This is a genomic window from Vulcanococcus sp. CPBay_Sum15L08_68, from assembly GCF_017855895.1.
In the GTDB taxonomy this organism is placed as follows: domain Bacteria; phylum Cyanobacteriota; class Cyanobacteriia; order PCC-6307; family Cyanobiaceae; genus Vulcanococcus.
Map to the genome: position 1 here is coordinate 24158 of NZ_JAFMFX010000005.1, position 19403 is coordinate 43560.

At 66.0% G+C, this 19403-nt stretch carries 22 protein-coding genes and 2 tRNA genes; 12 read left to right on the forward strand and 12 right to left on the reverse strand.

What is annotated here, in order from left to right:
• Nucleotides 1-12: 12 nt before the first annotated feature.
• Nucleotides 13-504, reverse strand: coding sequence for a YajQ family cyclic di-GMP-binding protein (locus QZ189_RS01735; RefSeq protein WP_010315780.1), 492 nt, complete (start codon nucleotides 502-504; stop codon nucleotides 13-15).
• A gap of 64 nt (nucleotides 505-568) precedes the next feature.
• Between QZ189_RS01735 and QZ189_RS01740 the strand changes: the two genes are divergently transcribed.
• Entirely contained in the window at nucleotides 569-985 is a 417-nt protein-coding gene (locus QZ189_RS01740; protein WP_247477399.1) for an MAPEG family protein, read from the forward strand.
• Nucleotides 986-994: 9 nt separating this feature from the next.
• Here the strand turns inward: QZ189_RS01740 and QZ189_RS01745 are convergent, their stop codons facing one another.
• Genes QZ189_RS01745 through ebsA form a run of 3 tightly spaced genes read right to left on the reverse strand, consistent with a single transcriptional unit; the run spans nucleotide 995 to nucleotide 3062 of the window.
• On the reverse strand, nucleotides 995-1507 hold the full coding sequence (locus tag QZ189_RS01745) for a hypothetical protein (protein WP_010315776.1): 513 nt from the start codon (nucleotides 1505-1507) through the stop codon (nucleotides 995-997).
• Nucleotides 1508-1544: 37 nt separating this feature from the next.
• Complete coding sequence (locus tag QZ189_RS01750; RefSeq protein WP_247477398.1) at nucleotides 1545-2651, reverse strand: phosphotransacetylase family protein; 1107 nt, start codon at nucleotides 2649-2651, stop codon at nucleotides 1545-1547.
• A 24-nt stretch (nucleotides 2652-2675) separates the two neighbouring features.
• Nucleotides 2676-3062: a type IV pilus biogenesis protein EbsA gene (gene ebsA / locus QZ189_RS01755; RefSeq protein WP_296415647.1), complete on the reverse strand. Its 387-nt coding sequence runs from the start codon at nucleotides 3060-3062 to the stop codon at nucleotides 2676-2678.
• 26 nt (nucleotides 3063-3088) lie between these two features.
• On the opposite strand from ebsA, the gene QZ189_RS01760 reads away from it, so the two are divergent.
• Nucleotides 3089-3835, forward strand: a complete 747-nt coding sequence (locus QZ189_RS01760; RefSeq protein WP_296420704.1) for an NAD-dependent epimerase/dehydratase family protein — start codon at nucleotides 3089-3091, stop codon at nucleotides 3833-3835.
• Here the strand turns inward: QZ189_RS01760 and map are convergent.
• Nucleotides 3832-4698 carry a type I methionyl aminopeptidase gene (gene map, locus QZ189_RS01765; protein WP_010315770.1) on the reverse strand — a complete coding sequence of 289 codons (867 nt, stop codon included), beginning with the start codon at nucleotides 4696-4698 and terminating at the stop codon, nucleotides 3832-3834. The two genes, QZ189_RS01760 and map, sit on opposite strands and share 4 nt — an antisense overlap.
• A 57-nt stretch (nucleotides 4699-4755) precedes the next feature.
• Between map and QZ189_RS01770 the strand changes: the two genes are divergently transcribed.
• The 6 genes from QZ189_RS01770 to gltX all read left to right on the forward strand — a co-directional run bounded on the left by QZ189_RS01770 (nucleotide 4756) and on the right by gltX (nucleotide 7744).
• Nucleotides 4756-5061, forward strand: coding sequence for a hypothetical protein (locus QZ189_RS01770; protein ID WP_010315768.1), 306 nt, complete (start codon nucleotides 4756-4758; stop codon nucleotides 5059-5061).
• A 44-nt stretch (nucleotides 5062-5105) separates the two neighbouring features.
• Nucleotides 5106-5609 carry a 50S ribosomal protein L19 gene (gene rplS / locus QZ189_RS01775; protein WP_010315765.1) on the forward strand — a complete coding sequence of 168 codons (504 nt, stop codon included), beginning with the start codon at nucleotides 5106-5108 and terminating at the stop codon, nucleotides 5607-5609.
• 95 nt (nucleotides 5610-5704) lie between these two features.
• Nucleotides 5705-5777: transfer RNA gene (locus QZ189_RS01780), tRNA-Trp, on the forward strand.
• A gap of 37 nt (nucleotides 5778-5814) precedes the next feature.
• The gene (locus tag QZ189_RS01785) at nucleotides 5815-6003 is read left to right on the forward strand and encodes a hyperconserved protein Hcp (protein WP_006043540.1); all 189 of its coding nucleotides are present in this window, start codon (nucleotides 5815-5817) and stop codon (nucleotides 6001-6003) included.
• 207 nt (nucleotides 6004-6210) lie between these two features.
• Nucleotides 6211-6284 (forward strand) — tRNA-Asp (locus QZ189_RS01790).
• 23 nt (nucleotides 6285-6307) lie between these two features.
• Nucleotides 6308-7744: a glutamate--tRNA ligase gene (gene gltX, locus QZ189_RS01795; protein ID WP_247477395.1), complete on the forward strand. Its 1437-nt coding sequence runs from the start codon at nucleotides 6308-6310 to the stop codon at nucleotides 7742-7744.
• Here gltX and QZ189_RS01800 read toward each other — a convergent pair.
• From QZ189_RS01800 to QZ189_RS01810, 3 genes are read right to left on the reverse strand one after another with little or no spacing between them, the layout of a single operon-like run.
• The gene (locus QZ189_RS01800; RefSeq protein ID WP_296418143.1) at nucleotides 7649-8926 is read right to left on the reverse strand and encodes a cation:proton antiporter; all 1278 of its coding nucleotides are present in this window, start codon (nucleotides 8924-8926) and stop codon (nucleotides 7649-7651) included. The two genes, gltX and QZ189_RS01800, sit on opposite strands and share 96 nt — an antisense overlap.
• Entirely contained in the window at nucleotides 8916-9167 is a 252-nt protein-coding gene (locus tag QZ189_RS01805) for a hypothetical protein (RefSeq protein ID WP_296415649.1), read from the reverse strand. Before QZ189_RS01805 ends, QZ189_RS01800 begins: the two co-directional genes overlap by 11 nt.
• A gap of 8 nt (nucleotides 9168-9175) precedes the next feature.
• Entirely contained in the window at nucleotides 9176-9778 is a 603-nt protein-coding gene (locus tag QZ189_RS01810; protein WP_296420706.1) for a DUF1643 domain-containing protein, read from the reverse strand.
• Here QZ189_RS01810 and polA point away from each other — a divergent pair.
• Both polA and cysS read left to right on the forward strand, forming a co-directional pair.
• Complete coding sequence (gene polA / locus QZ189_RS01815; RefSeq protein WP_296420709.1) at nucleotides 9728-12685, forward strand: DNA polymerase I; 2958 nt, start codon at nucleotides 9728-9730, stop codon at nucleotides 12683-12685. The genes QZ189_RS01810 and polA overlap by 51 nt on opposite strands.
• Nucleotides 12682-14124 carry a cysteine--tRNA ligase gene (gene cysS / locus QZ189_RS01820; protein ID WP_296420712.1) on the forward strand — a complete coding sequence of 481 codons (1443 nt, stop codon included), beginning with the start codon at nucleotides 12682-12684 and terminating at the stop codon, nucleotides 14122-14124. The genes polA and cysS overlap by 4 nt, the downstream gene beginning before the upstream one ends.
• Here the strand turns inward: cysS and QZ189_RS01825 are convergent.
• From QZ189_RS01825 to QZ189_RS01835, 3 genes are all read right to left on the reverse strand, one after another.
• A complete protein-coding gene (locus QZ189_RS01825; RefSeq protein WP_010315743.1) occupies nucleotides 14121-14336 on the reverse strand; it encodes a hypothetical protein in 216 nt (71 codons plus the stop codon). The genes cysS and QZ189_RS01825 overlap by 4 nt on opposite strands.
• A 23-nt stretch (nucleotides 14337-14359) precedes the next feature.
• Nucleotides 14360-15718 (reverse strand): sodium-dependent transporter, encoded by a 1359-nt coding sequence (locus QZ189_RS01830; RefSeq protein WP_296415653.1) that lies wholly within the window; start codon nucleotides 15716-15718, stop codon nucleotides 14360-14362.
• Nucleotides 15719-15784: 66 nt separating this feature from the next.
• Nucleotides 15785-16723: a DUF368 domain-containing protein gene (locus tag QZ189_RS01835; RefSeq protein ID WP_247477359.1), complete on the reverse strand. Its 939-nt coding sequence runs from the start codon at nucleotides 16721-16723 to the stop codon at nucleotides 15785-15787.
• Between the two features lie 75 nt (nucleotides 16724-16798).
• On the opposite strand from QZ189_RS01835, the gene QZ189_RS01840 reads away from it, so the two are divergent.
• Together QZ189_RS01840 and QZ189_RS01845 are read left to right on the forward strand one after the other, a co-directional pair.
• Nucleotides 16799-18022, forward strand: coding sequence for a 1-deoxy-D-xylulose-5-phosphate reductoisomerase (locus QZ189_RS01840; RefSeq protein ID WP_247477357.1), 1224 nt, complete (start codon nucleotides 16799-16801; stop codon nucleotides 18020-18022).
• An 8-nt stretch (nucleotides 18023-18030) separates the two neighbouring features.
• Nucleotides 18031-18372, forward strand: coding sequence for a (2Fe-2S) ferredoxin domain-containing protein (locus QZ189_RS01845; protein WP_296420713.1), 342 nt, complete (start codon nucleotides 18031-18033; stop codon nucleotides 18370-18372).
• On the opposite strand, the gene QZ189_RS01850 is transcribed toward QZ189_RS01845, so the two are convergent.
• On the reverse strand, nucleotides 18354-19364 hold the full coding sequence (locus QZ189_RS01850) for an alpha/beta fold hydrolase (protein ID WP_296420715.1): 1011 nt from the start codon (nucleotides 19362-19364) through the stop codon (nucleotides 18354-18356). The two genes, QZ189_RS01845 and QZ189_RS01850, sit on opposite strands and share 19 nt — an antisense overlap.
• Nucleotides 19365-19403 lie beyond the last annotated feature (39 nt).

Genomic DNA, 19403 nt, shown 5'->3' on the forward strand with positions numbered 1-19403 from the left:
AAACGCTGCGATCTAGCGGTAGTTCTGGAACTGCAGGGGCACTTCGACGTCCTGGTCCTTCAGCAGCTGAATCACCGCCTGAAGGTCATCTTTGCTTTTGCCGGTCACCCGCAGGGCATCACCCTGAATGGCGACAGTGACTTTCTTGAGCTCGTCGCGAATGGTTTTGCTGAGCTTTTTCGCCAGCTCCTGACTGAGCCCTTTGCGCAATTTGACCACCTGCTTGACCTTGTTGCCGCCGACGGGCTCAGGGGTTTGGAAGTCGAAGATCTTGAGCGAGAGGTTGCGCTTGGTCGCCTTCTGACGCAGCACATCCTCAACCGCCTGCAGCGTCATATCGCTTGCGGTCGTGATCGTCAGGCTGGTCTCCTCCAGGTCCACTTCGGTGCCCGAATCCTTGAGGTCGTAGCGGGTCGAGACGTCGCGGCGCACCTGGTCCAGGGTGTTCACCAATTCCTGCCAATCGAAATCGGAGACGACGTCGAAGGAGTAGCTGGAGGCCATGCGGTCGCGCGGGGTGAACCGGGCTCAGCCTAGAAAAGGAGGCAACCCAAGCCCGTTGGCCCCGATGCATCCCGCCTTTGCCTGGTCGCTCTTCCTCAGCGCCGGTGTTGTGGTCTCCAGCCTGGTGCCCCTCGGCGCGGCCCGCTCCAAGGCCGACTTCCAACTGAGCGACCTGGCCGCCCCCCGGGCCATGGCCGAGCGGCTGCCGGACTGGGGCAAGCGGGCCAACTGGGCGCACCTCAACAGCTTTGAGGCCTTCACCCTCTACGCCCCGGCCGCGCTGATTTGCCTGATGGCCGGCGTCAGCTCGCCGGTGGCCATCGCCGCCGCTTGGATCTATCCGGCCCTGCGACTGGGCTACATCGCCGCCTACGTCGCCAACCTTCCGCCCGTTCGCTCCCTCTGCTGGGCCGGTGCCATGACCTGCGCCGGTCTTCTCTATTGGGAGGGACTGCAGGCCGTCATTGCCGCGGCCAACTGAGCAGGAGGGTCAGTCGAAGAACATCAGGCTGACCACCTTGCCCATGTCTTCTGCGGTTCGGCAGCTCGCCAGCAGGGTCTCGCTGTCGTGGAAGGCAAAGCAAATCAGCTGATCGCAGCGGCGAATGATCTCCTGGTTGCAGAGGCTGCTGGCCATCGGCAACGGCAGTTCGTCGTTCTCGGGTTTCTCGACCAGGTGCAGAACCCGATCGAGCTGCTCGCGGGATTCCCGGGGTTGTCTATCCAGGCTTTGCGGCAGCAGCACCGTCAACCGTGACGGGTCGATCTCCAGGACACCGCGAATCACAGCGGCATTCACGCCCTGGGAGCCCGAAGTAATCAAGCTGTGCCCCTCCTGGGCCAGGGAGCGGGCCACCAACTCCACCAGGTGGACCGAAACCACCGGCACATGGCGGCTGCCGAGAATGGCAATGCGACGCTTACTCCGGTCCTGGAGCATCGCCAGCTCTTGAGCCAGGGTGTCAATCCGGTCGAGGGCCGGCAAATCAAGAGACCGGGTCAACGCATAACACCAGCTGACGTTTCGAAACTAGCAGTGATTACGCAGGGACTGGCAGCCGTAGGCGACTGAAAAGCCGCTCAAAATCGCAATGCTCTTCCACAAGGCGGAAGGCATAGGTGGCCTTCACCGATTCATGCAGCCGGACCTGACCGAAGGCGTTTTCGATCACCCCAACGGTCGTCAAGGTGTCGTGGTCGACCTTGAGCAAGGGAACCTCAAGTTCCTCAGCCCTGGAGATCAACTGGGGCAACGGTTCACCCGCACCCGTGAGGATCAAGCACTGGGTCGAGGCCTCCAGCGCAGCCAATTGAATATCGGTACGGTCCGCACCCGTGACCACAGCCATGTTGCGGCGGCGACGGAAGAACTCCATGGCGGAGTTCACGTTCATCGCACCAATGGACAGGGTCTCGACCAGAAGATCGTGCCGCTCAGGGCAACACAGGGTCCGGGCATCGAGGCGGCGAGCCAATTCCTCGACGGTGACGCTGCGCAGCAGCGGCGAGCGGGGCATCACCCCCAGCACCGGCAGGCCAAGCCGCTCGAGGGCGGGGACCACATCAGCGCGCAGGGCCGTCACCTGGGCGGGGGGCACTCCATTGAGCACCACCCCAGCCAGCAGCTCACCCAATTGATCGCGCGCGGCGAGCAGGGGCTCAACGCTGCTGCTGTCGTCCCAGGCATGGACGAGCAGCACTGGCGCCTGCAAGCCCTCGGCCACCTGGGCCAGGCTCAGTCCATAGAGACGGCCATCGTTGAGGCTGCCTGAGGCCTCCATCAAGGTCAGCCCCTCGCTCGAGGACTGCAGTTGCTGCTGCAGCCGCTGGAATCCAGCCCCTGGCTGGAGGTTGCCATCCAGCAGACGCGCCCGAGCTGCTTCGGCGTCCTTGAGATGAACCGAAGGGACCAGCTGGTCATCCTTGAGTCCCAGGATCTGGCCGACGAAGCGCACGTCATCGTCGATCAGCGGGTCGGAACCCTCAGCGCTATCGGCCAGGGGTTTGCCCAGCCGAACGCTCACTCCACGCTGCAGCAGCTGGCGGGCCAAGCCCAGCACCACCGCCGATTTGCCACTGAAGGGCGCACAGGAACCGATCAGCAGGGCGGGGGAACAAGCGTGATTCGCCGCGTTGCCCTGGCCCATGTCAACCCAGTTGTTCAATCGAATCTAAGGGGTGCCGGGGGGCGGATCGAGTCCAAGCAACAACCATTGCCAGAAGCTCTCCGGCAGATCCATCGAACCGTCCTGCTCCCTGCAATCCATCAGCCAGAGCACCAGCTGAGAGGTGGCCACCGAACAGGCGTAGCTCGCCCCAGGCAGTGCCGGTGACGGACGGGTCGGATCCGCCTCCACCACCAACTCCAACTGCGCCGGCTCCGAAGGGGCCACCCCCGCCCGCCAACGCAGCTCAAAGGGCCGCTGCCCAGCGGGCTTGAGCTGACGCACCCCAGAGCAGGAGCCACGGGCCAAGGTCTCCAGGGCGCGCTCCAATTCCGCCGGGCGCGCGCTCCCCTGGCAATAGGGAGCGAACAAGGCCACCAGCCCCGCCGACATGCCAAGCACCGTCCTCTGCACCGAGGATGGCGCAAGCTGAGGCCATCGCCCACCGCTGCATGGGACTGCCGCGCTTTCAAGGACGCACCGTTGCCCTCACTGGAGCCAGCGGCAGCCTGGGCCAAGCCCTGTTGCAGCAGCTCGACGCGGAGGGAGCGCAGCTGATCGCCCTGACCAGCAGCGATCGACCGCTACGCATTGAACGCGCCAATGGGGACCCCATCCCCCTCGAACAGGTGCGCTGGAGCGTGGGCCAGGAGCAGGCCCTGAGCGACGTGCTGGCGCGGGCCGACATCTTGGTGATCAACCATGGCGTGAACTGCCATGGCGAGCGCAGCCCCGAAGCGATCGTGCGATCGCTCGAGGTCAATGCCCTCAGCAGCTGGAGGTTGCTCGAGCTCTACGCCCAGCAGGACGACGGCACGCGAAAACGGGAGGTCTGGATCAACACCTCCGAGGCCGAGATCCAAGCGGCGGTCAGCCCGCTCTATGAGATCAGCAAACGGCTGCAGGGCCAACTGCTGAGCCTGCGGAGCCTGGACCTGGCCACTGAGACCTTCCGAATCCGCCGGCTGGTCCTCGGCCCATTTCGCTCCGCCCTCAATCCCATCGGGCTGATGTCTGCTGCGTTTGTCGCCCGGGAAATCCTGCGGCAGACCCACTGGGGATTGGGGTTGGTGATCGTCACACCAAACCCCTTGACTTATCTATTGATGCCCCTTGCGACCCTCAGTCGCTGGGCCTACTTCCGGCTGGTCAGCAGCCGGCCCTAGAAGTCGCGGTCGGTCAGGATCTCGCAGCCGTCGCTGGTCACCGCGATGGTGTGCTCCCACTGGGCCGAGAGGCTGCCGTCAACGGTCACCACGGTCCAGCGGTCCTTCAGGGTGCGGCAAACCTTGCTGCCGGCATTCAGGATCGGCTCCACCGCGAGGGTCATGCCCGGGCGCAGCTTCATGTTCGGCAGCTCCCGGGTGCGGTAGTTGAAGACCGAGGGCTCCTCATGCAGGTTGCGGCCCACGCCATGGCCGGTGTAGTCCTCCACAACCGCAAAACCGTTGGCCTCGACGTGGTCCTGAACCGCACCGGCCAGATCCAGCAGGGTGCTGCCCGCCTTGACCGTCGCCAGGCCCTTCATCAGTGATTCCTGGGCCACCCGCGCCAGGTCCTGGGCCTCCTGGGAAGCACCCTCACCGACCAACAGGCTGATGCAGCTATCGCCGTGGTAGCCGTCGAAGTAGGCGCCGGTGTCGACCTTGACCAGGTCACCGGCCTTAATCACCCGCTTGTTGCTGGGGATGCCGTGGACCACCTCGTTGTTGATCGAGGCGCAAATGCTGGCGGGAAAGCCGTGGTAGCCCTTGAAGCTGGGCGTCGCACCCATCTCGCGAATGCGCTTCTCCGCGTGGGCGTCCAAATCCCCTGTGGTCATGCCCGGTTGGGCCAACTCCATGATCTCCCGCAGGACCGTGGCCACGATCCGGCTGGCCTGGCGCATCGTCTCGATCTCACGCGCGCTCTTGACCTCGACACCGCGGCGACTTTTCTGAATCCGGGGGCCGGTCTGGGTCACCGCCGACTGGGGCACCTGACCTTGTTCTTTCTGGGTGGCGGCCAGCAAATCAGCAAAGAGGTTCATCGCGCCAGTGCAGGCCTGCTCTCTGCAAGTTAGAACCTGAGCCCTGAACTGTGCCGCATGCAAGCAACCCTGGCCTGGATGCGGCGCCTCCATGCCGCCATCGCTCCGCTGGTGGTGCTGCCGCTGCTGCTGACCGTCTGCAGCGGAATGGCCTATCGGCTTCTGAAGGATTGGGGAGGCTTCGGCCGGGACCAGGTGCACTGGCTGATGGTCCTGCACGAAGGGGAATGGCTGGGCACCACCGCGGAGCCGATTTACGTGCTGCTCAACGGGCTCGGTCTGCTATGGATGCTGGTCACAGGCACCACCCTGGCAATCCGCCGGCTGTGGCGTCTGCGCCCCCGGAATTCGGGGGCACCTTGAGCCAGTACACTGGTTGTTTGGCCAGGCGTTTTAACGGAGCTGGGATGGCAGCGGATTCCAAGGACATGACCGACGAGATCAAGAACGAAGAGACCCAGGAAGCCGCCGGCACCGAGGCTGCAACTGACTCCGCCGTAGCTGTGGCCGAAAAGCCTGCTGCTGCAAAAGCCACTGTGGGCAAGCTCAGCGCCCACGCCCTGATGCAGGCCTTTGAGGCCGAGCAGATCGCCAAGAACCCCAAGGAGCTCCCCGACATCTACGTCGGCGACACCGTCCGGATCGGCGTGCGCATCACCGAGGGCAACAAGGAGCGCATCCAGCCCTTCGAAGGCGTGATCATCGCCAAGCGCCACGGCGGCCTCAACGAGACCATCACCGTTCGCCGCATCTTCCAGGGCGTCGGCGTGGAGCGCGTCTTCATGATCCACAGCCCCCAAGTGGCTTCCATCAAGGTGGAGCGCCGCGGTAAGGTGCGTCGGGCGAAGCTCTTCTATCTGCGCGACCGGGTGGGCAAAGCCACTCGCGTCAAGCAGCGCTTCGATCGCTGAGGCTCACCGCCTCCAGCACATCGGCCACTTCTCCCAGGAGTGGCCACTGAAGACCTCTGCTCAGCAGAAGTCTTTGAAGAGGGGACATCGGCCCTGCGCCGTTAGTTCAGTTGGTAGAACGCAGGTCTCCAAAACCTGATGTCGGGGGTTCAAGTCCTCCACGGCGCGTTCGATGTCCCCTACCTGCAGTCTCTCGTTTCCGGACATGGAGTTGGATCTACAGCCCGGTGATGTGGTCAAGGTTCTGGAATCCGCCGCCCTCGGCTGGGTTCGTGCCCGGGTGATCCGCGTCAAATCCGGCGGTCGTGTCGTCGTCCAGAGCGACCAAGGCCGTGAGTTCACCGCCCGTGGCAATCAGGTCCGCCTGATCGAACCCGCCGGCTTCCGCCCCTGATCGTCTGAGCTCCGCTCATCACCATCTCAAGCCCGCCCTTGGCGGGTTTTTTTGTGCCCAAAACCAGGGCCAGTTCACAAGGTTTGCCGGCTCAGGCCCTGAGTGTGTTGACGGAGGGCAGGGCGACAACGGATACTTTTGAGGTCGCAAACGCGACACGGCTGGGGCCTTGAAATCCCAGACGGAGAGAGCTCTTAGAGCGCTCAAGGGACTGTAGTTCAACCGGTTAGAGCACCGCCCTGTCACGGCGGAAGTTGCGGGTTCGAATCCCGTCAGTCCCGTTTCCACCTTGAGGTCAACGCCAGTGACTGGAACTGGAGCGGCGGTCCGTGTGCGTCTCGCCCCCAGCCCGACTGGAACGCTTCATATCGGTACCGCTCGCACGGCGGTCTTCAACTGGCTCTTCGCCCGTCACCTCGGTGGGGAGTTCCTGCTGCGGATCGAAGACACCGACAAGGAGCGCAGCAAGCCGGAATACACCGCCAACATCCTTGAAGGGCTGAAGTGGCTGGGGATCAACTGGGACGCGGAGCCCGTGATCCAAAGCGAGCGAATCGAGGCCCATCGCGCCGCCATTCAGCAGCTACTGGACTCCGGCAAGGCCTATCGCTGCTATGCCAGCGAAGCAGAGCTCACTGAAATGCGGGAGCAGCAGGCGGCCGCCAACCGCGCCCCCCGCTACGACAACCGCCACCGCGACCTCAGCCCCGAGCAGGAGCAGGCCTACATCGCCGAGGGCCGCGAGGCCACCATCCGCTTTCGCATTGATGACGAGGCCGTCATCACCTGGAACGACCTGGTCCGCGGCGCCATGCGCTGGTCCGGTAGCGACCTGGGCGGCGACATGGTCATTGCCCGTCGCGCTCCGGCCGATCAAATCGGCGACCCCCTCTACAACCTGGTGGTGGTTGTGGATGACGCCGCCATGGCCATCAGCCATGTCATCCGCGGCGAAGACCACATCGCCAACACCGCCAAGCAGCTGCTGCTCTACGCAGCCCTCGGTGCACCCGTCCCCGAATTTGCCCACACCCCTCTGATCCTGAACAAGGAAGGGAAGAAGCTCTCCAAGCGCGACGGCGTCACCTCGGTCAATGACTTCCGCGAGCAGGGTTACACCGCTGAGGCCCTGGCGAACTACATGACCCTGCTGGGCTGGTCGCCGCCGGAGGGCATGGAAGAGCGGTTCAGCCTGAGCGACGCGGCCCAGGTCTTTGGCTTTGATCGGGTCAACAAAGCTGGAGCCCGCTTCGACTGGGACAAGCTCAACTGGCTCAATAGCCAGGTGCTCCACGAGCGCAGCCCCGAGCAACTTCTGGCTGAACTCGAGCCCCAATGGAAGGCCCTGGGCTGGAGCCACAGCGACGCCAGCTGGCTCCAGGAACTCTGCGCCCTGCTCGGTCCCTCGTTGGTCACCCTCAAGGACGGCATCGAGCAGGCCCGTCCCTTCTTTGAGCGCCCCGAACTCAGCGAGGCCGCCCTCAAGCAACTCGAGCTTGACGGTGCCCGACCGGCCCTGAAGGCCCTGCTCGAGCATCTGCCCGAGGGCGCTTTGACAGCCGAGACCGCCCAAGAACTGCTGGGCAAGGCCGTGGCCGATGCCGGCGTCAAGAAAGGCGTCCTGATGAAGACCCTTCGGGCCGCCCTACTCGGCAGCCTTCAAGGTCCCGACCTGCTCACCACCTGGTTGCTGCTCCAGCCCAGTGGCGAGGCCAGGGCTCGCATCGAGCGCAGCCTCTAGGTCGCTCTCCACAAGCCCCAAGCGCCGTGCCAGCAGGGGAGCGGACAGCCCCTGCACCGCCACGGTGATCAAGATCGTCAGGAACACCAGGCCCTTCAGCGCACCGCCGCCACTCACCCCGGCGGCGCTCAATTTCAGGGCAAACAAGCTGGCCACGGCCGCCGTCACGATTCCCCGCGGCGCCACCCAGCTGAGCATCAACTTGTCGCCCCAACTCAATCCCGGCAGGCCCAGCGAACCGGCCTGAACCACCAGCCAGCGATACAGCATCAGGGCGGCCACACAGCTGACACCACCCCAGCCCAAGGGCGAGAGCTCAGCCCAGGAGAGATCCGCGGCCAAGAGGGGAAAGAGCACCGTGATCGCCAGCTGGGCCAGGTGGGCAATCAGGGCATCGAGGTTGCTCGCTTCGTCCTTGAGCCGCAGGCCGACCACGATCCCCGCCGACACCGCCGCCGGGAGCCCCGCCTCCGGCAAGAGCACCTGGGTGCCACTCACCAACAGGAACAGCACCCCCAAGCTCAGTTGCAACCGGAGGCCCTCGGCCTCACTCGGCAGGCGCTGCAGCACCAGGACCAGAAGCCAGCCGCAACAACCACCCATCAACACCCCACCGCCCAGGCGCAGCAGCAACAGCGGCAGGACCTGATCCCACTGGGACAAATCACCCAGGGCCAACTGCAGCAGCAGCAGGGCCAGCACGGCCCCCACCGGCTCCAGGATCAGGCCTTCAGCCTCGAGCACCGCCGAAAGGCGCGGCACCAGACGCATCTGCTGCACCAAGGGCGTGATCACCGTGGGCCCTGTCCCCAGGGCGATGGCCCCAAACACCCAGGCCAAGGGCCAGGACAACCCCGCCAGCTCATGGGCCAGCAGGGCTCCGCCCACCAGCCCGAGCAGACCACGGGTGAGCACCAACTGCAGCACCGTGCGCTGCAGGTCGCGGCCGGCCAGACGCAAATTCAGGCCGCCGTCAAAGAGCACCAAGCTCACCAGCAAGCCCACCAAGGACTCCAGCCCTCCCCCCAGGCGCTCGGGCTGCACCCAATCCAGTCCGGCATCACCGATCAGCAGCCCCGACGCCAGCAGCAGCACCACCGAAGGCCAGCCACTCAGGCGTGCGATCAGCTGGGCCAGGGCACCGGCAAAAAACGAAAAGCCCCAGATCAGCTCAGAAGTCATCGTCATCGAGGGCACCGAAGACCGGCTCCACTCGGATCCCCTTCACGGCGCTGGGGCGCACCACCAGGTACTCACCGGGCAACTCCGTGATCGGCACATTGATGAAGGCATCGGCCGGGCCGGCATTCAGCACCGTGCCGTACCACTGCTGAAAGGCGTCCAGGCTGGGGAAGTGCACCACCTGCTCATGCCCCCCGGAGAGCAGCAGATGGATCGCATAGCGGCTGGGGGTGCGGGTCATCGAGGCGCTCAACCAGGCCGAAGCTCTTCCCCAGAATGGGTCAAACGCAGCGGCTGCGCAGCCTTGGCGGCATAGAGCGGATGCCGGGGCTGGCCACTCGCGGTCAGCCCGAGGGCCAGCAGCGGCACAGCCTGCTGCCGCAAGAGGCGCAACACCGCTTGGTCGCGATCCCTCCAGCGGCCGCCGTTGCCCCAGCCCAGCCAGACCGCGGCCCCGGGCGCGTCCGCCAGGACGCCCAGACGCCGCTGCAACCACTGGTCGGTCTGCGGGCCGATCGGATCGGCGCTGCGCCGCAGCACCGCCGGACTGGCCGAGATGCGGGCGAACAGGTTCAGCACCTCCAGCGATCCATAGCCCCAGGCCTGGGCAAACGCGATCAAGCGCCGCAGGGTCGGATCATCACGCTCGGCCGTGGCGCGGGAGGGATTCAGCCCGACAAACAGCAACCGCGGGGCCTGCGGCTGCCACTGCCGCTCGAGCCACCAGCGATAACGGCCGCAGGAACTCAAAGCAGCCCGGCCCGTTCTGCCAGGCTGGGCCCACTTGATCTCCAGGGCGTTTTGACCGGCGGCACCACCCTCAAACCCCTGTTGCTGCTGGTGGATGGCCACTCCCTGGCCTTCCGCAGCTTCTACGCCTTCAGCAAAGGGGGCGAGGGGGGACTGAGCACCAAAGAGGGCATTCCCACCTCGGTCACCTATGGCTTTCTCAAGGCCCTGCTGGACAACTGCAAAGGCCTGGCCCCCCAGGGGGTGGTCATCGCCTTTGACACGGCTGAACCCACCTTCCGCCATGAAGCTGACGAGGCCTACAAAGCCCATCGTGACGTAGCGCCAGAACACTTCTTCCAGGATCTGGGCAACCTGCAGCAGATCCTCGAGCAGTCCCTCGACATTCCCCTCTGCATGGCTCCCGGCTACGAAGCCGACGATGTCCTGGGGACCCTGGCCAATCGAGCCGCCAACGATGGCTGGCGGGTGCGCATCCTCTCGGGTGACCGTGACCTCTTCCAGCTGGTGGACGACGAGCGCGACATCGCTGTCCTCTATATGGGGGGTGGGCCCTATGCCAAGAGCAGCGGACCGCTCGAGATTCGCCGCGATGGTGTCGTGGCCAAGTTGGGGGTCACCCCCGAAGAGGTCGTGGACCTCAAGGCGCTCACGGGCGACAGCAGCGACAACATTCCGGGGGTCAAAGGCGTCGGTCCCAAGACCGCCATCAACCTGCTGCAGGCCTACGGCGACCTCGATGGGATCTACGCGGCGCTGGAGCAACTCGAAGCCGCGGGCCCCAAGGCCAAAGATCCCAAGGGAGCCCTGAAGGGGGCGCTGCTGGGCAAGCTCAGCACGGACCGGGAGAACGCCTACCGCTCGCGGATGCTGGCGGAAATCCTGGTGGATATTCCGCTGCCGACGGATCCGCGTCTGCCCCTCGGTGCGGTCAAGAGCGACTCCCTCGCCGAAAGCCTGGAGGAACTGGAGCTCTTCAGCCTGCGGCGCCAGGTCAACAGCTTCGCCACGGTCTTCTCCAACGAACCACCGCCGGCCGTCGCCGCCGCCGAACCCCAAGCCAAAGCAGAAGCAAAAGCCGAAGCGCTCAGCGATCCGGCCGCCGATGACGGAGACGCCCGCGACGCTGCACCGCCGGCCCTTGCGCCCCAACTGATCACCAGTAGCGAGGCACTCGAGGCCTTGGTGCAGAGGCTCCTGGGCTGCTGCGACCGCCAGAGCCCGGTGGCGCTGGACACTGAAACCACCAGCCTCAACCCCTTCCAGGCCGAACTTGTGGGCCTCGGAGTCTGCTGGGGCGAGGGGCTCGATCAGCTGGCCTACATCCCCCTGGGACATCAGGCGGAACTGAGCGATCCAGCGCAACTCCCCCTCGACCAAGTACTGGGGGCCTTGGCTCCCTGGCTCAGCAGCGCCGCGCACCCCAAAACGCTGCAGAACGCCAAGTACGACCGGCTGATCCTGCTGCGCCATGGTCTGCCCCTGGCGGGCGTTGTCATGGACACCCTCCTGGCGGATTACCTGCGGGATGCCAACGCCAAGCACGGCCTCGAGCTGCTGGCCCAGCGGAATTTCGGCTTCCTGCCCACCAGCTACAGCGAGCTGGTCCCCAAGGGCGCCAACTTCTCGGCCGTCCCCATGGCCCAGGCCGCCCTCTACTGCGGCATGGATGTCCATGTCACCTACCGCCTGACCCCACTGCTGCGCGGCCAACTCGAGGCCCTGGGTGAGCCCCTCACGGCGCTGCTCGATCAGGTGGAGCTGCCCCTGGAGCCGGTGCTGGCCCTAATGGAAGCCACCGGCATTCGCATCGACACCGACTACCTCGGCGAACTCAGCCGGGAACTCAAGGCCACCCTCGAGCGACTGGAGAGCGACGCCAAGGAGGCCGCCGGCACGGACTTCAACCTGGCCTCGCCGAAGCAGCTCGGTGAGCTGCTCTTTGACACCCTCGGGCTCGATCGCAAGAAGTCCCGCAAGACCAAGACCGGCTGGAGCACCGACGCGACGGTGCTCGAGAAGCTGGAGGACGCCCACCCGGTGGTGCCCCTGGTGCTGGAGCACCGCACCTTGAGCAAGCTCAAGAGCACCTATGTCGATGCCCTTCCCGCCCTGATGGAGGCGGAAACCGGACGGGTTCACACGGACTTCAACCAAGCCGTCACCGCCACCGGACGGCTCTCCAGCAGCAACCCCAACCTGCAGAACATCCCCGTACGCACGGAGTTCTCTCGGCGGATTCGCAAGGCCTTCCTGCCGGAGGCCGGCTGGACCTTGATCAGCGCCGACTACTCCCAGATCGAGCTGCGGATCCTGGCCCACCTCTCCGGCGAGGAGGTGCTGGTGAAGGCCTATCAAAGCGGTGATGACGTCCACGCCCTCACCGCCCGGCTGCTGTTTGAAAAAGACGAGGTCACCAGCGACGAGCGCCGCCTGGGCAAGACGATCAACTTCGGGGTGATCTACGGGATGGGCGTGCAGCGCTTCGCCCGGGAAACGGGGGTCAGCCAGGCCGAAGCCAAGGAGTTCCTCAGCAAGTACAAGCAGCGCTACCCGAAGGTCTTCGCCTTCCTGGAGCTGCAGGAGCGGCTCGCCCTCAGCCGCGGCTACGTCGAAACGATCCTGGGGCGCCGGCGACCCTTTGCCTTTGACCCCAGCGGCCTGGGACGTCACCTGGGCAAGGACCCCCTGGAGATCGAACTGGATGTCGCCCGCCGCGGCGGCATGGAAGCCCAGCAACTGCGCGCCGCCGCCAACGCCCCGATCCAGGGCTCCAGCGCCGACATCATCAAGCTGGCGATGGTGCAGCTGCAGCAACGGCTCACCGAGAGCGCCCTGCCCGCACGGCTACTGCTGCAGGTCCATGACGAACTGGTGCTCGAAGCCGCCCCCGAGGCCCTGGAGACGGTGCTCAACCTCACGCGTGAAACCATGGAGCGCGCGGTGACCCTGTCTGTGCCCCTGGTGGTGGAGACCGGCGTTGGCCCCAACTGGATGGAAGCGAAATGACCCTGCGGCTCACCAACACCCTCACCCGCCGCGTCGAGGAGTTCAAGCCGATCGAGCCGGGCAAGGTCAGCATCTATTGCTGTGGGGTCACGGTCTATGACCTCTGCCACCTGGGCCACGCCCGCAGCTACATCGCCTGGGACGTGCTGCGCCGCCACCTGCGCTGGAGCGGCTACGCCGTGACCTTCGTGCAGAACTACACCGACATCGACGACAAGATCCTCAACCGCGCCAGCGAAGAGGGCAGCTCGATGGAGGAGGTCAGCGAGCGCAACATCGACGCCTTCGTCGCCGACATGGGGCGTCTGAACATCCTGCCGGCGGATCGGATGCCGCGGGCCACCCGCAGCCTCGATGCCATCCGCGGCCTGATCAGCGAGCTGGAGTCCAAAGGGGCGGCCTACTCCGCCGATGGAGACGTCTACTTCGCCGTGATGAAGCACGCCGGCTACGGCAAGCTCAGCGGCCGCGATCTGGAGCAGCAGCAGGACAACGCCGCCGGTCGGGTGGCCAGTGCCGAGGAAGCCCGCAAACAGCACCCCTTTGACTTCGCCCTCTGGAAGGGAGCCAAACCCGGCGAACCCAGCTTCCCCTCCCCCTGGGGCCAGGGGCGCCCGGGCTGGCACATCGAGTGCTCAGCCATGGTGCGCGAGGAACTCGGCGACACCATCGATATCCACCTGGGCGGTGCCGATCTGGTCTTCCCGCACCACGAGAACGAGATCGCCCAATCGGAAGCCGCCACCGGCAAGGAGCTGGCCCACTTCTGGCTCCACAACGGCATGGTCAATGTCGGCGGCCAGAAGATGTCGAAATCCCTCGGCAACTTCACGACCATCCGCGCCCTGCTGGATTCCGGGGTCTCGCCAATGACCCTGCGCCTGTTCACCCTGCAGGCCCACTACCGCAAACCCCTCGACTTCACCGCGGAAGCCCTCGAGGCCGCCGCCACCGGCTGGAAAGGACTGAACGCCGCCCTCGGCCTCGCCGGCGACACCACCCCCGCCGCCTCAGAGTTGCCAACCGCCCTGGCGGATGCGCGCGGACGCTTCGCCGCGGCCATGGACGACGACCTCAACACCTCCGCCGCCCTGGCGGTGCTGTTTGAGCTGGCCAAGCCCCTGCGGGGTCTGGCCAACCGGATCGAGCGCGGCGACGCCAGCGCCGCAGGTGAACTGGAGCAAGCCAGCCATCAACAGCAACTGGCCCTGCTGCTGGAGCTGGCCGAGGTCGTCGGGCTGAAGCACGAGGGAGCCGAGAGCAGCGCCAGCGGCGGCGGTCCGAGCGACGCTGAGATCGAAGCGCAGATCGAAGCCCGTAAGGCGGCCAAAGCAGCCAAGGACTTTGCCGCCGCCGACCGGATCCGCGACGAACTCAAGGCCCAGGGGATCGAACTGATCGACAAGCCCGGCGGCCTGACGGAGTGGCTCAGGGCCTAGGGCTTGGGAGCCTGCTGGTTTTTCATCATCTGCTCGATCTTGCGGATGCGGGTGGCCGTGGTGCTCCAGACCTCCTTCTGAAACCCGGGCTCACACTCCTCGACCAGGGTCTCGATCGGCTCGCCCCGCTCAAAGGCCTCCCAGAGCTGACGCTCCAGCTTCGCCCGCTCAATGAAGTTGAAGCGCTGGAGCCACTGGGGACCGATGGCCATGGGGAGACGAAAGCTCCGCTCAGTTAAGCGCCAGCGCCGCTCCAGCTCTTGGCCAGATCGATGATCGAGATCAGCAGGCCCAGGCTGATGGCCGGCACCGAGATCCAACGCAGCGACCAGCGCAGCAGACGAACGAGCTCAGGCGAGGAACCCGACTCCAGCAGATCGCTGCGGAAGCGATCAGGCACCTGCCAGCCCAGCAGCAGGGCCATCAGCAGGCCACCGGCGATCAGGCAGACCCCGCCAAAGAGGGCATCCATCCGCTCCAGCACCCCAATGTCCAAAGCAGAAGGAAGGCCGATCACGGCAATCAGCAGCACCATCAGCCAGACGGCCCGCGAGCGGCTCCAGCCCAGGCGATCCATCAACGAGCTCACCGGCACCTCCAGCAGCGAGACCGATGAGGTGATCGCAGCCACGTAGGCCAATAGGAAGAAGACAGCCGCCACCACCCGGCCACCGCCCCCCAGGGAGGCCAGGCCCGTCGGCAGGCTGATGAAGAGGGTGCCCACGGTGCTGCCGCTGACCACATCCACCAGACCAAAGCTGGCCACCAGCGGGAAGGTGATGCAGCCGGCCATCAGGCCAACGGCGGTGTCCATCCCCACCACCGCCACGGCCTCACCGGGGAGAGCGCTCTTGCGATCGAGGTAGGTGGCGTAGGCCAAGATCGCGCCGATGCCGGTGCCGATCGAGAAAAAGGCCTGGGTGAAGGCGTTGCGGATCGTGCCCAGGTCCGTGAGCTTGCTGGGATCCCAGCGCAGCAAAAAACCGCTGTAGCCCGCATGGGCTCCGGGCAGAAAGGCCGCCCAGATCGCCAGGGCCAGCAGCAGGAGAAACAGCAGGGGCATGGCCCAGCGGGTGAGGCGCTCAATGCCGGCCTTGATGCCGGCGGCGACCACCACCCCGGTGAGGGCCAGGCTGATCAGGTGCCCCAGCACCGCATCACCGCCGCTGCTGATGCCGGCGAAGAAGCGCTCCGCCGCGGGAATGTCGGCTGGGAGCGGCGAACTCAAGGCATGGATCAAGCTGCGGCCCGTCCAGCCCATCAGGACGGCGTAGTAACTGAGGATCCCCATCGCGGCGGCCAGGAACAGCCAACCCAGCGGGGCCCAGCGGCGACCGCCGGCGGTGATCGGAGCTAGCAGGGGGGCGTGGCCCGTGCTGCGCCCCAGGACCATCTCGGCCACCAGCACCGGCAGACAGACCAGCGAGACGATCAGCAGGTAGAGGAGCACAAAGGCCGCGCCGCCCCCCTGGGAGGCCCGATAGGCGAAGCCCCAGAGATTGCCCAGACCGACGGCGCTGCCTGCGGCGGCCAACACGAAGCCCAGGGATGACCCCCACTGCTCGGGGGGGTGACCACGCTCGTGGGACGTCATCGGGGCAGCAAAAAGCAGCCCCCAGTTTCACCGGCGGGGCAAGGGAGCTGCATCAACGGATTGGACTCAGCCGCCCATTTCCGCGGCGCCCATCCGCTCTTGAATCCGCTCGAGGCCCAACACCAAGAGCACACCCAGGCCCATCAGCAGCAGGGCCAGGGCGAAGGCCGAGCCGCTGGGGGGCGCCGCCAGGGCATCCCGCAGGACGATCAACTTGCCCTTGGCGTTGGTGGTGCTCTCCAGCACGGTGCGGAAGGGCCAGATCTTCCAGAGGGAGCCGGCCATGAAACCCATCAACAGGGCCACGGTCTGGCCATGCCAGCGCTTCAGCAGCCAGCTCAGCAGACGCACAAACAGCAGCAGCCCCGTTGCACAGCCCAGGGCGAAGGGCACCAGGGTCGCCAGATCCAGGGCCTTCACCCCTTCCATCACGTACTGGTACTGGCCGAGCACCAGCAGCAGAAAGGAGCCGGAGACGCCCGGAAGAATCATCGCCATGATCGCCACGGCCCCGCTCCAGAAGATCGTGAAGGGGTCGTGGGGCATGGTCACCGGCGTACGGGTCACCAGCAGCAGCGCCGCCGCCACACCAACCACCATCGCCACCAGGCCGGCGGCGCCCCAATGGGCATGGCGGGCGATCAACACGATCGAGCCGACGATCAGACCAAAGAAAAAGGCGAAGAGCAGGGCCGGCTGGTTCACATAGAGCCAGGTGATCGGACGCACCAGCACCAGGACTGAACCGAACAGGCCAGCCAGCAGGGGCAGCAGGAAGCCCAGGTGCACCCGCTCGGCGGCCTCCGCCCAGGCGCCGCGTCGCAGGAGGCCGAGGAGCTCGAAGTCAAAGCCCGAGACAGCCTCCAGCAGGGTGCCGTAGATGCCGAGGATGAAGGCCATCGTGCCCCCCGAGACCCCGGGGACCACATCGGCGGCGCCCATGGCGAAGCCACATCCCAGGACGTAGGGCCAGCGCTGGGGCGCCGCCGGGTTCTGCTCGGCCATCGCGGATCAAAGGAGTGCCGGCAACGCTACGCGCCTGGAAATGGGAAACTGGCCGCTGATCCCTGGAGCTCCGCCGTGAAAGCCCTCTCCGTGCTCGGCTCCACAGGCTCAATCGGTACGCAAACCCTCGAGATCGTCGAGGAGTTCCCCGATCGCTTCCGCGTCGTCGCCCTGACGGCCGGGAACAACCTCGATCTGCTGATCCGCCAGATCCAGAAGCACGCCCCTGAGGTGGTGGCCCTGGCGGATGAAGCCAAACTCCCGGCCCTGCAGGAGCGGCTCCAGGCCCTCTCCGCCAGTGAGCGCCCCGCCAAGTTGCCGGAGCTGGTGGGCGGCACAGACGGGCTCTGCACCGCCGCGGCCTGGTCCAGCGCCGACCTGGTGGTCACCGGAATCGTGGGCTGCGCCGGCCTGCTGCCCACCCTGGCGGCGATCCGCGCCGGCAAGGACCTGGCCCTGGCCAACAAGGAGACCCTGATCGCCGCTGGTCCAGTGGTGCTGCCGGAGCTCGCCAAGAGCGGCTCGCGCCTGCTGCCCGCGGACTCCGAGCACTCCGCCATCTTCCAGTGCCTGCAGGGCACCCCCTGGGCTGACACCGCCCGGCTCTCCACCGGTGTGCCGACGCCGGGCCTGCGCCGGATTCAACTGACCGCCAGCGGCGGTGCCTTCCGCGACTGGGATGCGGCGGATCTGCACAAGGCCACCGTGGCCGATGCCACCAGCCACCCCAACTGGAGCATGGGTCGCAAGATCACCGTCGACTCCGCCTCCTTGATGAACAAGGGTCTGGAGGTGATCGAGGCCCATTACCTCTTCGGTCTGGACTACGACCACATCGAGATCGTGATCCACCCGCAGTCGATCATCCACTCGATGGTGGAGCTGGCGGATTCCTCCGTGCTGGGCCAGCTGGGTTGGCCCGACATGAAGCTGCCGATCCTCTACTGCCTGAGCTGGCCGGAGCGCCTGGAGACCCCCTGGCGCCGCCTGGATCTGACCGAGGTGGGGCAACTGACCTTCCGCAAGCCCGACCCCGCCAAGTACCCCTGCATGGAACTGGCCTATGCCGCCGGCCGGGCCGGGGGAACGATGCCCGCGGTGATGAATGCCGCCAACGAGCAGGCCGTGGCGCTCTTCCTCGAGGAGAAGATCCACTTCCTCGACATCCCGAAGCTGATCGACAGGGTTTGCGATCGCCACAAGGCTGACCTCATGGCCCATCCCTCCCTGGACGACGTGCTGGCGGTCGACAGCTGGTCCCGTCAGGCGGTGCGTGAAGCTGCAGCCGTCTCTGTTTGAGCCAGCCGTTGATTCAGCACCACCTGCTGCTCTGCGCCACCCCGGCAAAGGCGCTCTGCAGCCCCGATCCAACGGTCGGCCCTGAGAGCTGGACTGCCCTCAAGCGCCTGGTGCGGGAGTGGGGCCTGGAGGATCCAGCCCGCCCTGAAGGGATCGTGTTGCGCAGCAAGGCCGATTGCCTCCGCATCTGCGCCGAGGGTCCGGTGCTCTTGATCTGGCCCGAGGGAATCGTCTACGGCGGGGTCACCGCTGAGCGCGTTGAGCGAATCCTGAAGGAGCACGTCATCGGCGGCGCGCCCATCGAGGAGTGGATTGTCAAACGGATGCCCTTTCAGGCGAGCAAGGCCTGAAACCAGCGGGCGGTGAGCTGATCGGTCCAGCAACCGCCGCGGCCGTGGAAGCCGTTATGGCCGCCCTTGGCGGTCACGAGCAGCTGAAAGCGCTCATCCTGGAAGGCTTCCAGGCTTCTGGTGGGCTCCACGGGCACCCAGGGATCATCCTCGGCGTGAATCAGCAGGCAGGGGGGCAGCTCTCGCCGGATCCGGGGCTCCTGGAGACGCCAGAGGGGACTGGCCTGGCGGTAGTAGTCGTCCACCGAGCCATAGCTCCAACGGGGAGCCGTGATCGCCGCATCAAAAGCTCGGATGCTCTCGAGGGGCCCCTCCAGGGCCTGACGCTCGGCGTCCGTCACCCCAAACGGATCGGCCAGGGTCTGGGCCACCAGCCGCTTCAAGAGCCAATGCTGATAGAGGCGGTTGCGGGGCAACTCGATCTGGCGGGAGCAGCTCTCCAGATCGACTGGAGTGCTGATGGTGACCAGGCCATCCAGCAGTGGCGCCTGGGGATCGAGACCGGCCGTGCGGCGCTCCAGTGAGCTGGAGGTCAGGGCATTGAGCAGCTTGGTCCCGCCCAGGGAAATCCCCATCCCAAGCAGGGGGAGGCCAGCGGCCAAGCTGCGGGCCTGGCGCAGGACCGGCAGCAGATCGCGATTGCTGTTGGCCGCATAGGTGCCGCGGGCCAGGGCACGGCCGTCGCCTGCGCCGCGCATGTTCAGCCGGAGCACGGCAAAGCCGGCGCGCTGGAGGGTGTCACCCATCCGCCGCAGTCCGCCGCGCTGGCTCGATCCCCCCAGGCCATGCATCAACAGCACGAGGCCAAGGGGCTCCGGCCCGGAGAGGGGGGCATCCCACTTGGCGAGGAGCTGATCGCCATTGCCCACATCAAAGGGCAAGGGCTGCCCCTGATCGGGGGGAAGGGCATCCGAGCGGAAGGTGTCCCGCAGGGTCTGCAGATCGCCGTTCAGCCAGGGGAAGCGAGGCTCAAAGGGAGGCTCACCGTCCATGGAAAAGGGGCCCCGAGGGCCCCCAATGCTGCTCATTGG

What these genes read in the sequence shown, in the direction of transcription:
- QZ189_RS01800 (WP_296418143.1), bottom strand. Translation starts at nt 8,926, where the DNA reads ATGACTTCTGAGCTGATCTGGGGCTTTTCGTTTTTTGCCGGTGCCCTG.
- QZ189_RS01830 (WP_296415653.1), bottom strand. Translation starts at nt 15,718, where the DNA reads ATGACGTCCCACGAGCGTGGTCACCCCCCCGAGCAGTGGGGGTCATCC.
- ebsA (WP_296415647.1), bottom strand. Translation starts at nt 3,062, where the DNA reads ATGTCGGCGGGGCTGGTGGCCTTGTTCGCTCCCTATTGCCAGGGGAGC.
- QZ189_RS01835 (WP_247477359.1), bottom strand. Translation starts at nt 16,723, where the DNA reads ATGGCCGAGCAGAACCCGGCGGCGCCCCAGCGCTGGCCCTACGTCCTG.
- QZ189_RS01750 (WP_247477398.1), bottom strand. Translation starts at nt 2,651, where the DNA reads ATGGGCCAGGGCAACGCGGCGAATCACGCTTGTTCCCCCGCCCTGCTG.
- QZ189_RS01825 (WP_010315743.1), bottom strand. Translation starts at nt 14,336, where the DNA reads ATGGCCATCGGTCCCCAGTGGCTCCAGCGCTTCAACTTCATTGAGCGG.
- QZ189_RS01785 (WP_006043540.1), top strand. Translation starts at nt 5,815, where the DNA reads ATGGAGTTGGATCTACAGCCCGGTGATGTGGTCAAGGTTCTGGAATCC.
- cysS (WP_296420712.1), top strand. Translation starts at nt 12,682, where the DNA reads ATGACCCTGCGGCTCACCAACACCCTCACCCGCCGCGTCGAGGAGTTC.
- map (WP_010315770.1), bottom strand. Translation starts at nt 4,698, where the DNA reads ATGAACCTCTTTGCTGATTTGCTGGCCGCCACCCAGAAAGAACAAGGT.
- QZ189_RS01805 (WP_296415649.1), bottom strand. Translation starts at nt 9,167, where the DNA reads ATGACCCGCACCCCCAGCCGCTATGCGATCCATCTGCTGCTCTCCGGG.
- QZ189_RS01770 (WP_010315768.1), top strand. Translation starts at nt 4,756, where the DNA reads ATGCAAGCAACCCTGGCCTGGATGCGGCGCCTCCATGCCGCCATCGCT.
- QZ189_RS01760 (WP_296420704.1), top strand. Translation starts at nt 3,089, where the DNA reads ATGGCGCAAGCTGAGGCCATCGCCCACCGCTGCATGGGACTGCCGCGC.
- QZ189_RS01735 (WP_010315780.1), bottom strand. Translation starts at nt 504, where the DNA reads ATGGCCTCCAGCTACTCCTTCGACGTCGTCTCCGATTTCGATTGGCAG.
- QZ189_RS01850 (WP_296420715.1), bottom strand. Translation starts at nt 19,364, where the DNA reads ATGGACGGTGAGCCTCCCTTTGAGCCTCGCTTCCCCTGGCTGAACGGC.
- QZ189_RS01740 (WP_247477399.1), top strand. Translation starts at nt 569, where the DNA reads ATGCATCCCGCCTTTGCCTGGTCGCTCTTCCTCAGCGCCGGTGTTGTG.
- rplS (WP_010315765.1), top strand. Translation starts at nt 5,106, where the DNA reads ATGGCAGCGGATTCCAAGGACATGACCGACGAGATCAAGAACGAAGAG.